Annotated in this window: 8 protein-coding genes; all 8 read right to left on the bottom strand. The window is 50.8% G+C overall.

Going from position 1 to position 15,609, the window contains the following annotated elements:
- Nucleotides 1–5: 5 nt before the first annotated feature.
- The 8 genes from D3H65_RS06260 to D3H65_RS06225 all read right to left on the bottom strand — a co-directional run bounded on the left by D3H65_RS06260 (nucleotide 6) and on the right by D3H65_RS06225 (nucleotide 15,595).
- Nucleotides 6–1,535, bottom strand: a complete 1,530-nt coding sequence (locus tag D3H65_RS06260; protein ID WP_245999690.1) for a glycosyl hydrolase family 28 protein — start codon at nucleotides 1,533–1,535, stop codon at nucleotides 6–8.
- A 6-nt stretch (nucleotides 1,536–1,541) separates the two neighbouring features.
- On the bottom strand, nucleotides 1,542–2,945 hold the full coding sequence (locus D3H65_RS06255; RefSeq protein WP_119049444.1) for a sugar porter family MFS transporter: 1,404 nt from the start codon (nucleotides 2,943–2,945) through the stop codon (nucleotides 1,542–1,544).
- Between the two features lie 35 nt (nucleotides 2,946–2,980).
- The gene (locus D3H65_RS06250) at nucleotides 2,981–3,868 is read right to left on the bottom strand and encodes an ROK family protein (protein WP_162915443.1); all 888 of its coding nucleotides are present in this window, start codon (nucleotides 3,866–3,868) and stop codon (nucleotides 2,981–2,983) included.
- A gap of 23 nt (nucleotides 3,869–3,891) precedes the next feature.
- Nucleotides 3,892–5,790 carry a glycoside hydrolase family 97 protein gene (locus D3H65_RS06245; protein WP_119049442.1) on the bottom strand — a complete coding sequence of 633 codons (1,899 nt, stop codon included), beginning with the start codon at nucleotides 5,788–5,790 and terminating at the stop codon, nucleotides 3,892–3,894.
- Nucleotides 5,787–6,995 carry a glycoside hydrolase family 88 protein gene (locus D3H65_RS06240; RefSeq protein WP_119049441.1) on the bottom strand — a complete coding sequence of 403 codons (1,209 nt, stop codon included), beginning with the start codon at nucleotides 6,993–6,995 and terminating at the stop codon, nucleotides 5,787–5,789. The genes D3H65_RS06245 and D3H65_RS06240 overlap by 4 nt, the downstream gene beginning before the upstream one ends.
- 184 nt (nucleotides 6,996–7,179) lie before the next feature.
- Nucleotides 7,180–10,863: a DUF4979 domain-containing protein gene (locus tag D3H65_RS06235; protein ID WP_119049440.1), complete on the bottom strand. Its 3,684-nt coding sequence runs from the start codon at nucleotides 10,861–10,863 to the stop codon at nucleotides 7,180–7,182.
- 22 nt (nucleotides 10,864–10,885) lie between these two features.
- Complete coding sequence (locus tag D3H65_RS06230; protein ID WP_162915442.1) at nucleotides 10,886–13,735, bottom strand: heparinase II/III family protein; 2,850 nt, start codon at nucleotides 13,733–13,735, stop codon at nucleotides 10,886–10,888.
- A gap of 93 nt (nucleotides 13,736–13,828) precedes the next feature.
- Entirely contained in the window at nucleotides 13,829–15,595 is a 1,767-nt protein-coding gene (locus D3H65_RS06225; protein WP_119049438.1) for a RagB/SusD family nutrient uptake outer membrane protein, read from the bottom strand.
- Between the last annotated feature and the right edge of the window lie 14 nt (nucleotides 15,596–15,609).

Genomic DNA, 15,609 nt, shown 5'->3' with positions numbered 1-15,609 from the left:
TGCCCCTACTTATCCGTACCCGATCTCCGGAACACAACCCCTTCCACATGTTCCCCGATAAATATACGGGCCATGTCGCCGGTATTGTACCATTTCGGTTTACCGGGCATATCATCGGTAATGAGCCGGCCATTGATCCGGAGGTTCTCAAAGATGATATTCTTTACTTTGCGGTTTTCATCATAACCGGCAATGATGGAAACTTCAGCTTGCTTCCCGGTATAAGTGATGTCCTTAAACAGCACATTCTCCACGCCCCTCCCGGGCGCTGTGCAATACTTGGCATTGTAAAATACACGGATGTTCACCAGTTGTCCCTGCCGGAAATCTTCTACCCGGATGTTCTCAAAACGCACATTCCTGATGAGGTTATTGTCGCCGGGGTTCAGGCTCATACAGCCCTGGTAGTTTAACTGCGCCTCTTTCTGATCGAGGATATCGATGTCGATGTAATTAAGGTTCTCCAGCACTTCAGGGTTGGGGGTATTGCCGTGGGTGCCTATCAGGATGGGATGGCCTACATCAGCCCAAAGGGTGGAATGCTGCATGGTAATATTTTTACAGCCACCGGTAAAACCCAGGCGGGTACCATACACGGTAGTACAATCGTCAGAGTTGCGGTTGAAGACCCCATCAAACAATACATTGTTGCTCGAAAACACATTCATGCCATCGCCCCAGCCATAATAGCTCATGGTCTTTACATTGCGGATGGTTACGGAATCAGAACCGCCTGTGGCGCATTGGGTGGCGAAGAGTCCTTCTACCAACACGTTTCTGGCATTGGCTATCCGTATACCCATTTTTACAGACTGATCTACCATCCCCCTGCCCAGCACACGCACGTTCCGCACCCCCTCAATGAGCACCTGTCCTTTCATCACCGCCCCTCCCGCTATGTAAACCGTCTTACCGGAAGGCACCTGTAGTTTTCCTCCAGGCAGCTCATGAATACCAGCTCCATAATACAGGAGGTTGGTATCTGTTGCGTTGGCCACAAAACTATCGATGGGATTGGCGAAAAGGTGCAGGTTATGAAAGATATCGCCATTCACTTCTACAGAAAGATTAGCAGGCTTCGCCAGTGTAAACCTGATGGTATTGCCCTTAATGGTGTGCGGGATACCATAGGAAAGCGGACGGATACGCGCGGCTTCAATCCTTCCTTTATTAAACGTCACAGACACTTCTGCCTCCCCCGAAAAGTCGAAATAGCTCATACAAGCATGTTCCACTGTATGACTGGTGCCCTGTACCTGATCTACCTTCACCAGGTATGCCGGCAAGTCCTGCCAGGACTGCCCGGGTAGACGCACACGCACGGTGAAGTCAGTGTTTTGTTCCACTCCTGCCGGCGCAGGATAGGCTTTTAAACTGCTGTGCTCCTTATCTGTTGCGGGCACAGCTGAGAAATTATAGCGGCCCTGCTTTATTGATGATTGCGCCATTATTGACTGGCCGGCTACTATTACGAACAGGCAGGTACAAACAAGTAAATAAAGACATTTGAACAACGGGGTACGGATCATCTTCATGGCGGCTTATTCCTTGACTAATTTTTTCTCAAGGTCTTCCAATGACACACCCTTTGTTTCCGGCACCCTGGTAAGCACCCAGATGAGTTGCAGGGCCATCATGAAAGCAAAGAAGGCGAAGATGGGCCAGGGATTGTCTTTGAATATTCCATTGTCTGCATCGAGGAAAACAGGAGTGATCAAAGTGATGATCGCTGCAAAGACCCAATGGGTGCTGGCGCCGAATGACTGGCCCATGGCCCGCACTTTATTGGGAAATATCTCGGAGATGAATACCCAAATGACAGCACCCTGCCCTACTGCGTGGGAAGCAATAAAGAGTAAGAGAAAGGTCATTAACAAGCCAGGGCCTGCGCCGGCATAAAAAGACCAGGCCACCATGGCAAGACTGATAATATACCCCACCGAACCGATGATCAACAAGGTCTTTCTGCCTACCCGGTCGATCAGGTATAGACCTACAAAGGTAAACAGCAGGTTGGTGCCGCCGATAGCAATGGAGTTCAGCAACGATTCTTTGGCTGCCAGTCCAGCCCTTTCCAATATTTCCGGGGCATAGTATAAAATGAAGTTGATACCCGACCACTGGTTGAAAAATGCCACCATAAATGCCAGCCACAATATGGTCTTGTACCGGGTACTGAAGAACCCTGAAGGGTTGCCCGCAGCCTTTTCATGTTGCATGCCTGCTACAATAGAAGCGATCTCTGCCTCCACATTGGCAACGCCCAGCCGCTTCAATACTTGTCTGGCCGTTGCTTCGTCCTGCTTTTTGGCCAACAACCACCGGGGACTTTCCGGGATGCCCACCACCATAAAAGTATATATCAGGGAAGGCAGGGCCATCACACCCAGCATCCAGCGCCAGTCATTGGCGCCACCCATGCCTTTGAAAAAGTAATTGGAAAGAAAAGCGATCAATATGCCAAACACAATATTGAACTGGTACATGGCGCCCAACCGTCCCCGGGTGGCAGGCGTAGAAATTTCAGAGATATAGGTGGGCGCAGCCACTGAAGAAATGCCAATGCCCAACCCACCGACAAAACGGAAAAAAGAAAAAGTATAGGGGTCCTGTGCCAACGCAGAGCCCAGGGCCGAAACGCTAAAGAAGATACCGATCCACAGCAATACTTTTTTTCTGCCATAACGCTGCGTGGGAATGCCACCCAATAAAGCGCCTACCACGGTTCCCCACAGGGCCATGGACATAATAAAAAAACCGTGGAACCAGGGAGTGGTATGCCAAAGCTCTTTAATGGGAAGATTGGCGCCTGAGATCACCACGGTATCAAATCCAAAAATGAAACCGGCCAGCGCGGCGATCAGGGAGATCCCTACCAGATTGCCGGAAAAAGATTGGCCAGTAGTTGACGGCCCGGTAGATGCTGTGTTGACGGAAACCTGCATATATTGATTGTTATGATGAACGATTGGGTTATGATCTATACAGTTGACGAAGCGGGCTTCTTACCAAAAATACTGGCGGCCCCGATCATGGCGGCTGATTCACCCAGCGCTGACTGCCTGATCACCGTATGACCGGTCTTGCCCGTGAGCAGTGCACTGAGCCCGGAATAAAATACCTCAAAGGCATTGGCGATACCTCCTCCTATAACTACTATGGCCGGTTGCTCTTCCGTTATAAACTGCCGGAGTACCGTGGCAAGGTTGGCGGTAAATTCCCGGAATACCTGGCCGGCATGGGCATCGTACGCCAGTTTCTCTGTCAAAGCCCGCACATCCTGCAACTCATATCCTGTAAGTTCGGCATATCTTTTTAGAAACCAACGGGTAGAAATATAATCTTCAGCAATACCATTGTGCAGGGGTAATACATTCAGCGTCCCTTCTTCCGTATCGTCCCCGATAGTCCTGGCTGAACCCAGACCAGTACCCAGTGTAATGCCCACTGCTTTATCATAACCCATCGCAGCGCCACAAAACACTTCTCCCTGCAGAAAAGCCGCCGCATCATTTTTTAGTTGGATATCGGCAGCAGGTATACCCAGTTGCTGCGCCAGCATTTCTTTTACAGGCAGCTGATAGAGCGACTCGTATTTATTAAATCCCCGGATCAGGGAAATACCCTTGGCATAATCAAAAGGGCCGGGCATGGCAATGCCCACACGGTACAGACCGCCCTCAAAAAAACGGGCCGGTTCCCGTATGGCTGCATGCCAGGCGGCTATAATATCCCGGGCAGGTGCATGGGGATCTACTGTTCTGCGCACCACCGATCCAGGCGCCATTGTTTTGGTAACGAGGTTCACCAATCCCGCTGAGATATGCGTGCCCCCAATATCAGCTCCTACTACATATTCCGTTTTCATAGATAGATTATCATTTATGGTACTCATTTGATCCAAATGGCCTGTCCGCCGGAGGGCAATAGTTTTACTTCTAATACCGTGGAGGCATCTATTGTCCGTTCTTCCACTTTTACTTTTGTGTTGGTTCTTACCAGGGGGGCATCGGAATAGATGGTAGCCATATACTTTTTTCCTTTGGGTAAAAAGCTGCAGGAAATTTTTACGATCCTTGCGTCATTGTTGGTGATGGTGCCTACGAACCACTCCGCTCCCTTGCGCCGGGCCGTGGTAATGTATTCACCCGGCGCCCCCTGCAATATCTTTGTCTCATCCCAGCTCACGGGAATATGGTCCCAGAAAGACAGTTCCGGCTCATTGTTGCTCATCGCAGGTTTGTCGTACCAGTACAAGGTTTGCAGGGGACTGTAATAGATGGCTGCCAATGCCAGCTGATGTGCATGGGTGGTCTTGATCCTTGTATCGTAATAACATATTGTATAATCAGCCGCGCCGGCTATGTACCGGGTAAAGGGCAATACGGTGTTGTGCGTAGCATCGGGCATTTCCTCATTACCCCGGACACCTTCGGCGGTCATCAGGTTGGGCCAGGTTCTTTGCTCGCCGGTAGGCCGCCAGTCATCGTGCACATTCACCATGATCTCGTTGGCGGCAGCCTTTTTAAACATCTCTTCCAGCCAGGTGGTCCACCGGTGAGAACCGGCCTGCACAAAACCAAACTTCACCCCTTTCACGCCCCACTGTTTGTACACGCGGAACAAAGAATCTGATTGCGCATACAAGCCCTGCAGGTTCACATACAACCATACCCCAACTCCTCTTTCTTTTCCATATTGAATGATGCCGGGCAGGTCAAGATCAGGGATGGCTACCTTGGTAACATCCGATGAAAAACTAAAAGCAGGGCCATACCATTTCCAATCGAAGAGGATGTATTGCAGGTTGTGCTTCACCGCAAAATCAATATTGGCTTTCGCATCTGCGGTGGTCTGCGTCATTACCCGCATGATCTTGCCCGGCTTTATCCAGCTAACGTCCTTGATCCTGGAAGGTTCATTGAGGTTCAGCAGCAGTTGGTTGTTGACTGCCAGGTCGCCCGGTTTTTCTCCTACCATGATCACCCGCCAGGGTGTACCAAATGGCGAGATCAGGTCGGCCGGGGTATACATACTGGTCACAATGGTATGTGGCTTTGTAGCACTCAGTTTGAACTTGGTGCGTGCATAGTCTGTCATGCCGGCTTCCGCCAGGCAGGCATACCTCCCATCGGGTAGCTTCAGTGTGAGCGGTCTTTCACTTTCATCAGGCCAGTTACGCAGGGGCAATAGTTTATACGGCGCCTGCGCCCAGGAAGCATGCCAGGCCAGCGTGCCTTCGGGCAAGGTAAAGGAAGTGTTCTCCTGCATCACCCGGTAATAAGTGCCTTTTACATTTTCCGGGAAGAAGTAGCGGATCGCAGCACCTTCATTGTAAGCGCGTATCTCCACCTGCATCGGATAAATGGGATTGTCGTCCTTCACCAGGTCAACGATCAGCGCGTTGTAATGATCGCGTATGCTGCTGCTTTCGCCATAGGGTGGTTGCCAGGTAGTATCCCTTGCTACCGTCGTAGCTTTCTTCACCAGCAGGTTCTCACACCATTTTTCGTGCCGGTCTACGGGTAAGGCCATCGCGCGCTCCGACAGGTTATTGTCCAGTTGTATATCCAGCACAGATTCCTGTATCACCTGTTTGTTCTTGTAACTAAGCTGGTAATACATTTCCTTTTTACCGGGCGACAATTGTTTCTGGTAAAACTGTACGGTGATATTGTTATCCGGGGAGCGCACATTGAACCTAGTTTCTTCCAGTATATTTTGCGCCAAACTACTACCTCCTATCCCACTAATACCTGCTATCAACAATAAAGCTTTACCATGAATCATTTCAATCCTCCTTCTTTTAGTTTCTTCAAACGAAGCAATGCTTCCATATAATAATAATCTGCGTAAATGATCGATGCATCTATTTCACCGCCATTGGGCAAGTGCCCGGTGCTGTGCAACAGCATAGCATTGTTCTGTTCCCGGCTCTGGTATTTGTCAGAAGAAAGAGCAGCCAGCATGGCTATTGCTTTTGTCCTGTACAGGTTGGCTTTGGCAGTGTCTGTTACGAAGGTGCACAACTCCAGCAAAGCGGAAGCCGTCACCGCTGCCGCCGAGGCATCCCTGGGCGCCTGGGGAATATCCGGCGCCTCAAAATCCCAATAAGGCACCCCATCTTCCGGCAGCCTCGCCAGGTATACATCGGTTACCTGCTGGGCAAAGTCGAGAAACCGGGGGTCCTTTGTTTCGCGGTACACCATGGTATAACCGTAGATGGCCCAGGATTGTCCCCTGGCCCACATACTGCTATCAGAAAAGCCCTGGTGGGTAATGCCCCTCAGCTTCTGTCCGGTGGCGGTATCATAAACTACTACGTGATAAGATGTATAATCCGGACGGAAATGGTTGTGCATCGTTGTTTCCGCATGCCGCACGGCCATATCATAGAGCTGTTGGCCGCCACCATTTTTAGCGGCCCAAAATAAGAGTTCCAGGTTGATCATATTGTCCATGATCGTATTGTGCCGCAATGGCCAGTCGGTACCGGGCACCGCGCGCGGCCAGGAAAGGATGGTGCCTACTTTGGGATTAAAGAGTTTGGACAAACTATCTGCCGCCCGCAACAATATTGTTTTGTACGTGCTATCCTGCGTTAAGCGGTATCCATTGCCCATGCTGCAATACACCTGGAAACCGAGATCATGATCGATAGCGGCAGAATCTACCAGGGGAAATAAGGCGGCGGAATAAAGGCCGGCCTGTTGTTTCCATTGTTCATCATGCGTGTATTCATAAGCATACCACAACAAGCCAGGCCAAAAGCCGCTGGTCCAGTCGCGGTAACCTACAAAACGCCAATCCTTTTTCCCCCGGGCGATACTGCGTGGTAAACGGTTGGGATCAGATAAGGTACGGATCGTTTTAGATAGCTGGGTAACACAATAGTCCAGTTCTTTATCGGCCTGCACCGGCTGCCCGGTAGAGCAACCCGTCAACAACCATCCGGCTATTACGCTCATCCATACTATACACTTGTTCACTTTCATCCACTTTATTATTTTGTGTTTCCTGATTACATATTGTCTTCAGGGTGGGTCGCCCTTTAAGGGTGGGTCACCCTTTGAGGGTGGGTCACCCTTTGAGGGTGGGTCACCCTTTGAGGGTGGGTCGCCCTTTGAGGGCGGCTCACCCTGAAGACGGCCCTTCAACAAGCTCAGGGTGCCAGATCCATCAGTTTTTAAATACCAGCTTCGTTGTCACCATCGTTCCGTTGCGTACCTCCACATTGTACATACCCACCGGCAAGCCCTGCAAAGAGATCGTATGACTGGTGCCGGTGATCCTTTGTTTCAGCAGCAGTTGTCCTTTCAACGTATATACCTGCACCTGTGCGCCCTGTTCGGGTTTGCCCAGGCGGATGTTTAAATTACCGGTGGCAGGATTGGGAAACAAGACCACCTGCTGTTGGGCAGCTGTGCTGATGTCTGTTTTGTCTGCAGTATTCGTTGCCTGCTGATGGCCGCTGTTGGTCAGCAGTTCAGCACCGGGTGCTGTTCCATAGATCAGCTCGCCTTTATAATAAACGGTGATATGATCATTGACTGCCAATGGCGCAGGCGCTGTGTAGGAATGATCGTTGGCCTGCGTAAAGACCGACCAATCTGATTTGGCGATGCGGTACTGGATATTGCCTGTACTGCTGGCAGGATATAAGTTGCCCAACGCGGGATTAAGCCTGATCTCTAAATACTGATCGGCACCGGCCAATGCTGGTGTTACGGCATGGAAACTGCGCAGGATATTGCTGCTGCTCAGCCTGGCATAATCGATCCAGGCATTGAGCGGGGCAGCACCCTCTGCGGTAAACCAGTAGCGCACAGACAGGTCGCCATAAGCTACCGGCATATTGCCTTCATTGTTAAGGGTGAGATAAGTACTGATGGTCTGCTGCCCGCTGCTCTGTGCCGATGACCAGGCTTTCACCATTACCTGTGGCGCTGCGGCAGCCGGCTCCTCACCCCATACCAGCACTGCATTGCGGTACAAGGTGATATGGCTGTTGCCGGCATACGCTGTATTGTTTGCATAGGAATAATCATCTGTTTCCTGCAGGGCCGACCAATCGGTATTGGCCATGCGCGACTGTATAGGTCCTGAGGTATTGCCCGGCAGCAGGATGCCTGCCGATGGATCAAAGGCATATTCAATATATCCGTAAGCGCCTGCGCGGGGTACACTCAATGGTACATATTTCATGGCCACCTTGCTATTGCCCAATTGCGCGTAATCGATCCAGGTATTGATACCGGCAAAGTTCTCTGCCGTAAGCCAATAGCGGGCCGTCAGTTCACCATAGGCTACCGCCAGGGTATCCTCATTCACCAATTGCAGGTAAGGACGGATGCTGTTGTTGGCAATCGCTCCCTGGTCTCCATCCAGGTGTTGAACGGTTACATGCAGGGGTGATACGGTGAGGGTGCGTACCACAGGTGTTGCAGCCAGGTAAGCAGCATCACCCGGCTGGCTGGCCGTAATGGTGGTAGTACCCGCCTGTTTGATCGTCACCACACCATCCACCACTGCAGCCACCGTCGTATCGGAACTGGTATAAGCCACCGGCAAACCAGAGCTGGCCACGGCGCCCAGCTGCCTGGCGGTATCTCCCAGCAGGGCTGCCGGCAAGGGATCGAAGCTGATGTTTTGTGCAATATGTGGCACCAGGTTTTCCAGGTCGGCCACGGTCTTTACTGTTTTAACCCAGTCTACTGCATAGCTGGCCTCGCCAGAGCTCACGTCGGCTACTTTAAACTGAAAAGTTGACAAGGTAGTAGGCGCAGCGGTTGACAGGAATTGCGGTCCGGGACCAAAACCAACCCTGGTAAGGTCATAATAATAGACATCCTCCCCTACCTTGCCCGTCCATTTGTTGGCGCCATTGCCATAAGCGCCGAGGTTGGTATCGAAAGTAAGGTTCACGGCCGCCGGCTTTTTCAATTTGATGGCCAGTATGGGATAGTTGGGTGTGAACAAACTGGCGCCAGCCGTCTTCTTTACATCGCCCCGCTTCTTGCCATTCGACTGGGTTACCAGGGTGATCACCAGTTGACCATTCTGTACCGTGGCTGTTGATCCGCTGGTCACAGCGGCCCAGCCATCGGCCGTAGTGGTGAAGTTGTCATTGATCAACCCCAGGGTGGTATCCACCGGCAGGGCTGTTGTATCGATCGGATGATCAGGCGCATTGTTGAGGTAAAAGAATAAAGAGCCGTAGCCAGGATTGTCGGCCCCGAACGGTGCGCCTTCCGGCCCCATCACATTCATCACCTTCAGGGTATAGGGCATTTGCAGCCCCTTGCGGTAAACATAATGGTTGTACGCTATTTCAAAGACAGCCCTGAAGGAACCACGACCATTGGGAGAAATAGCTTCCGGTGTATAATCGGCATAGTTCTTTTCGCAATAATCATAGGCCGTCTGATAGTCTACGGTAAAACCAAGATTGTATTTGGAAGTGTACTCATAGCCGCGCATGATCGCATTGCCGGAAGCAGCATAAAGATCAACACCCTGCTTCAATCCCATTTCTGACAGCTCAGCCAGGGAGCCAAGGGCCAGCATGGTATGCGGCTGATCGCGGTTGCTTTCCTGCAACTGACCGGCAGCGGTCAATACATAATTGTCGATGCTGCCATTGCCTTCGCCATGGTAAAAGTAATTGACCACGCGGTTGAACATGGTAGTGTCGTTGCTATAGATGGCAATGGCCATCAGGGCTTTCATGCAAATGATATCCCAGTTGCCATGCCCACAGGGCCTGAAGTTTTGTAATACAGGATAGAATACCGACCGCAACATGGCCCCGGCCTGCTCCTGTTTTTGTGGTGACCAGCCGCTGTAGGTGTAGCGCATCAGTTCGGCTGCATTGGCCAGCATAAAGCCATACAGCCCGTTCAGTTCGGCATCTGCTCCAATAATATTTACAGTGGTAGCTGCATACGCATCAATGATCTGGGTAGCTTTTAAGGCATGGGCCTCATTGCCCGTAATATTATACATCAGGGCATTGTAATAGGCGGCCAGGAAATCACTTTCCACCCCACCCTTTACCGTGCCGCCGGGCACACCATTTACGGTTAATGAATTATCACGCGTGAGGGATTGAAAAGGACCGGCCATATTGTAACTGGCCGAGGAACGGCTGGAAGCCAGCAGCAACTGATAGCTCTGGTAAGGCCGGCCATATTGATTGGCAACAAAACCTTTTATCCTTTGCAGATCAGCAGCATTGTGCAACAAACCCGGATGCGCAAACTGACCGGTAAAAGAAAAGCTGGGCGGATTAGTGACCCCTACAGCAGCCCGCAGCTCGGCCACGGAAGCAAATGTTTTGATCCAGTCTATTTCATAACTGATGTCGTTGGCGGCTATTTCAGCCTGGGTATATACAATGTCGGCAATCTTAAACTGGAACAAACTAAGCGTGGTAGGGCTGGTAGTAGAAAGCACCGTAGTGCCCAGTTTGCCTGTAGACAGGTCCCAGTAATAAATATTACCGGTGGCGCTGGCTATCTTGGTAGCATTGTTGTTGGCGCCGTTGTAAGAACCCAGGTTGGTATCGAAGAAGAAGTTACAACGGGGTGGCTTATTCATCTTGATCGCCACAATGGGATAAGCACCGGCGTGAAAAGTAACACCGCCTGTTTTTTGAAAGTCGCCCCGGTATTTACCGGACGCCGGTGCAGGCGTGATCACAAACTGGCCGTTTATGATCTGACCGGTGGAGCCTGCACTAACAGCTTTCCAATTGTAGGTATTACCGGTAGCGAAACTATCGTTCAGCAACCCGGTTTGCGCCGAGGACCACTGACAGAGCAGCAGCAGGGCAATGAAAAAATAAGTAGATCTGGCTTGCATAATCGTTAATTGAGTGTAAGGTTTATTGCAGGCTGGTATAGGACATCGCCGGCAAGTCAAATTGAAATACCGATTGTTTGTTTTGAACCATTCTTTTACCCGGAATGGTAATGGTTTTATTATCGCGTGTATAAGTAATGGTTGTTTTACCGGCCAGGGCGGTTGCCGGCAAGGTAATCGTCACCGGTGCACTGGCTGTAAAAGACCATCCCTGCGCCGTACGACACAAAGCGGCGCTCGTATTGGCTGCACGGGCTTTAATACTGTAGCCGCCTTTTGCTACAGACTGGCCGTTGCCCAGGAATAAATACTGCAACCCTTCCTTTGCTTCACTGATCACCGCGTAGGTGCCCTGGAATGACCTGTCCTCCTGGGTTAATAGCCGTTGGCCACCGGCATCGGCAAATATGGTTTGCAGATCGCCTGCCTTGCCGCTGATGATCAGCCCGGTGAAACCGGCAGGCGCCTGGGTTGGCGTAAAAGATTGTATTGAGCGGATGGAAGCCGGTTGTGCAGTAGTGGATGGTTCAAAGACCACCACAAAAGGTTTTGTCCAGGCTTCTCCACTTTGACGGGCTATAATAGTAGGCAAGGGCAATTCGGCAATGGATTCCGGCAGGCCCATCCTATCTACCGATCTGGACTTAGGCGCTTTTACCGAAAATATTTTCCGGCCCTCCGCTCCTTTGATCCACATATTCATCTGCATAGCATCTTTGCCGGGCATAGCAAGATTGAACACAGCTTTTACATCCTGTGCGGTATTGGTAAACTGCTTGTCCCAGAAATAATCATAAGCAAAGAGGTGACCACCGCTAAAGGATAGTTCCTCCGTTGGCTGCATTACCAGGGGCTTGCCACTGGCATCGTTCACCGTTACCTGCTGCCCCATATTGTGGTAGAAATAGTCGTGCATTTTATCTTTCCCATCGCGGCGTTTGGAGCGGAAAACATCAACATAATAACCCGTGGTATCGCTGGTGCGGATGATGCTGGTGAGGCGGTCCTGATCCGATTGGGTTTCCGGTTCCAGGAAGATAAGATCACCAAAACTTACAGCGGGGAAATAACCTTCTTTTACACCGGAGGCAGGATAAGCATGCTTCACCTCAAAACCATGATTGCTTTTCATAACCGGATAGGCCGATATGCCATCTACAGCTACGGTATTGTGTGCCGGAAACTGTGAATAGTATTCTGCATAATCCTGCTGGAAATAATTGGTGCCGATCCCGCTTTCCGGGCCAAGTACCATACCCTTGCCAAATATTTCCATGGAGATACCACCCGCATGCATATGGTTGCCTTTGGAGCCCGACATAGCCACCATGAGGCCATCCACCGGATGAAACCCATTGCGCAAAGCAAAATAACTTACATGGGGTGCCGAAAAAACGGGCGTTACATAATCACTGATATGGCCGGGAGCTATAGATGCATTGAGTACATTGTTCTCATCGGGCAACAAAGCTGCCAGGCCTTCCTTTCTGCCGGGTTGTATGGCAGCACCATTGGTGCTCTGCCCTGTGCGGCTATTCAGTTCGTTGATCGTCTTAATGTAGCGGGTGTAGATCGCTTCCTGTTCTTTCTTGCCATGCTGTTGTGCATTGGCCACCAGGTTGGCCGCACCCGCTGTTGACAGTCGGCCATAATGAGAATCACCAAAGGAAGTGAAGAAACCATTAGGAAACAGGTATTGCGCAGAAGCCAGTACGGCCTTTTGTAGAATGGGTACATCGGGCAGCAGGTCGTGGTGGAACTGCCGGTCAAAACGCCTCACCAGTTCTGTAAAATCACCGAGTACGCCCATGGAATAACCCGGACATTCGGACCACAGTCCGTTATCCGCATCATAACCTTCCAGCAGTTTCCGGATCGACCATTGCCGCTCTACATTTTTATTAAGTACAAAATCGATATAATACTGCCGGCCTTTTCCATCGGGGTATTGGTGATTGTCTTCCAATACCGAAGCAATGGTCAGGATATTGCGGGCTTCAATAAGGTCCCAGTTGTTGAAAGCCACCCCATGATCAATTTGTACATCCGCCCATTTACGCAGTACGGCCGTATACACCGGCATATTGGCCGGCGCTTTTTGCTGTATATAATCATACAGGCAATCATAAATACCGGTGATGCTATTGATGATGGGTGTTTCCTGGATCACTTCGAAGGTGGATAGCCCGCCAATGGTTTCATGATGACCATGAGATACATCCTTCGGCGGTTGGCGGTAATACATACCGGTCATATAAGTATTGAAAAGGTCGTAGGCAAAGCGGGCATACTTTTCTTCGCCGGAAATAAAATACACCAGGGCAGCCGTATTGGCCATGCCCATAATATTCTTATTGATGCCATCGAGTATGCCACTGGTATTCGATATATCCGTCCACTCCAGGGGTTGACCAGGTTTTGACCGGTTTATCAGGTAGGCCCCACGAGGATCATCCATATAGGGCAGGATGTCTTCCAGTTTGGGCGCTGCATATACGGTAACACCACCTCTGGAACCGGGGAAACGCACGGTAGGCACCGGTGCTGTTCCCTCTGCATGATCATACACGCCGCCCCGGATATATACTTCGGTAGACTTCGTTTTCCAATACATCTGCAAGCGTGATACCATCCAGCTGCTGTCTGTTTCATGCCGCGTTACATACACATCAATGCCTGCCTTCAACTGGTCGAAAGCCCGGCGGGCGGCATCCCCAGTGCGGATGGCCTGGTTGATGGCATCCTTATCAGCTTTGTTGACCTGCAGACGCGGGTGTGCCTGCGAAAAGGCAGCCGGCAATTTGATCTCCTGGGCTTGGATGGACAAACCGAAGAGGATGGTAAAGGAAAACAGGCAAGTGTTGATCTTCATATGTGAACGCATTCGACTTGATGAATGGAATGTTTTGTTGGGGGGTAGTTAGGGTGAGCCGCCCTTAATGGGCGACCCACCCTTTGGATACGGTTATTCCCAACCGGTATTATTTGGCTTCAGGTTGGGGTTCAGTTGTATTTGTTGCGTGGGCACAGGCAGCAGGTAATTCTTGTCTGACCATTTCCTGCCCGTTTCCAGGATCAGGTTGCCATTGGCATCTACCGGGAAAGGAGGATTGCCATTCACCAGGTATCGTGTTTCCCAGCGCGTGCCCTTCCATTTTATGCCCAGCAGGTTCATCGGCATTTCTGTTTCGGCGGTCTTCCACCGCTTCAGATCATCCAGGCGGAAACCTTCCAGGAACAATTCAATGGTCCTTTCCCTTCTGATCTCCGTACGCATATCGAGGTTATTGGCACTCACCAGGGAATTACTCAGTTTGGGCATGGCTTTGTTTACCCGGTTGCGCACCAGGTTGAGCGATTTATCCAGGTCGGCATCGGCAATGGTCTCGTTGCGTTCAAAGACAGCCTCTGCATAATTGAGGTACACTTCCGCCAGGCGGATCACCGGCCAGTCATACCCTTCTTCATTATCATTCAGCCTTCTTTCCGTCGCCCATTTCTGGTTGCGGTAACCGCTGCCCGTGGCATTGTTGTTACGGCCTCGTGAACTGGCAATGTCTGCGGCGTCGCCCGTCCAGGTGGTCCTAGCGCCAGGGTTCTCATTATCCCAGTAATAGTTGGAGTCGATCGCCATCATGTACAGCATCCGGTGGTCGCGCTGCCTGTATTCAGAACGGGTCTGGGCATAGCCCTGGAACAAAGGCGATTTATCGATGGGCAGGCCATCTTCGCTCAGGAACAGGTCGGCAAACTTTTTGGTGAGGCCATAACCCCAAAAGGTATGCGTAACGTTTTGCCTGATCTGCCGCTGGGTAAAGGAATAGCGGTTGGCCAGTATATATTCCTTGTTGGTGGATTTATTCAATCCGGCGGGGTTACTCTTTTCATCTTCGAGGATGAACAGATATTTCAGCGCTGAATCGCCTAAAATAGCAGGTGCAAACAACTGGTAATCCGGCGCGGCTATCACCGCATTGCTGGCGGCAATGGATTTATCAAGCAAACCATTGTAGCGCCCGGCATTGCCATTCCTGAACTTTTGCCAGGTGCCTTCGTATAAGGTGACCCTGCCCAGGAAGGCCTGGGCTGCACCCGCGCTGATGCGTCCTTTATTCGCTGCGCCCAATGCCGTTTCTACAGGCAGCACGGTAATAGCCTCTTCCAGGTCTTTCACAATAAAGTCAACTACTTCATCGCGGGTATTGCGTGCCGCCATCAATTCCGGAGAAGATACATCGAGCGGCTTTTGAATGATCGGCACGGCGCCATACTGCTGCAGGAGATCGAAATATACATAGGCGCGAAAGAACTTCGCTTCCGCTACATATTGTGCGATCTCTGGAGCATTGGTATACTTAGTAGATTTATCCAGCAAATAATTGATCGCCCGCAGCCTGGTAAACCCGGTATTCCAGTTACCATCAGTAATGATCAGCGGGTTATTGCCATTGCTGAACACATTGATATTATAGGTGAGGTCGGCCCGGAGATCAGAATGCGGGGAGCCGCCGTTGGAATTGGCGCCAAACGGATCGTACAATACCTGCCCAAAGGAGATCAGGTAAGTATAAAATTCATTGGCCGCCAGTTTATATTGATCGGCGCTTTTCCAGTAATCCACATCGGATATTTCATTGATGGGCTTCAGGTCTACCAGCTTATTACAGCTTACCTGCATAAAGAGGGTGAGTGCCGTCAGAATACCTGTATATTTTAGGAGTGTCTTTTTCATATGTCTGCGTGCTT

It is taken from the genome of Paraflavitalea soli (assembly GCF_003555545.1).
GTDB classification, from domain to species: domain Bacteria; phylum Bacteroidota; class Bacteroidia; order Chitinophagales; family Chitinophagaceae; genus Paraflavitalea; species Paraflavitalea soli.
This window is presented reverse-complemented; position numbering and strand designations above follow the sequence as displayed.

Coding starts and splice junctions, on each gene's coding strand:
- D3H65_RS06225 (WP_119049438.1), bottom strand. CDS start 15,595: ATGAAAAAGACACTCCTAAAATATACAGGTATTCTGACGGCACTCACC.
- D3H65_RS06245 (WP_119049442.1), bottom strand. CDS start 5,790: ATGATTCATGGTAAAGCTTTATTGTTGATAGCAGGTATTAGTGGGATA.
- D3H65_RS06230 (WP_162915442.1), bottom strand. CDS start 13,735: ATGAAGATCAACACTTGCCTGTTTTCCTTTACCATCCTCTTCGGTTTG.
- D3H65_RS06240 (WP_119049441.1), bottom strand. CDS start 6,995: ATGAAAGTGAACAAGTGTATAGTATGGATGAGCGTAATAGCCGGATGG.
- D3H65_RS06250 (WP_162915443.1), bottom strand. CDS start 3,868: ATGAAAACGGAATATGTAGTAGGAGCTGATATTGGGGGCACGCATATC.
- D3H65_RS06235 (WP_119049440.1), bottom strand. CDS start 10,863: ATGCAAGCCAGATCTACTTATTTTTTCATTGCCCTGCTGCTGCTCTGT.
- D3H65_RS06260 (WP_245999690.1), bottom strand. CDS start 1,535: ATGAAGATGATCCGTACCCCGTTGTTCAAATGTCTTTATTTACTTGTT.
- D3H65_RS06255 (WP_119049444.1), bottom strand. CDS start 2,945: ATGCAGGTTTCCGTCAACACAGCATCTACCGGGCCGTCAACTACTGGC.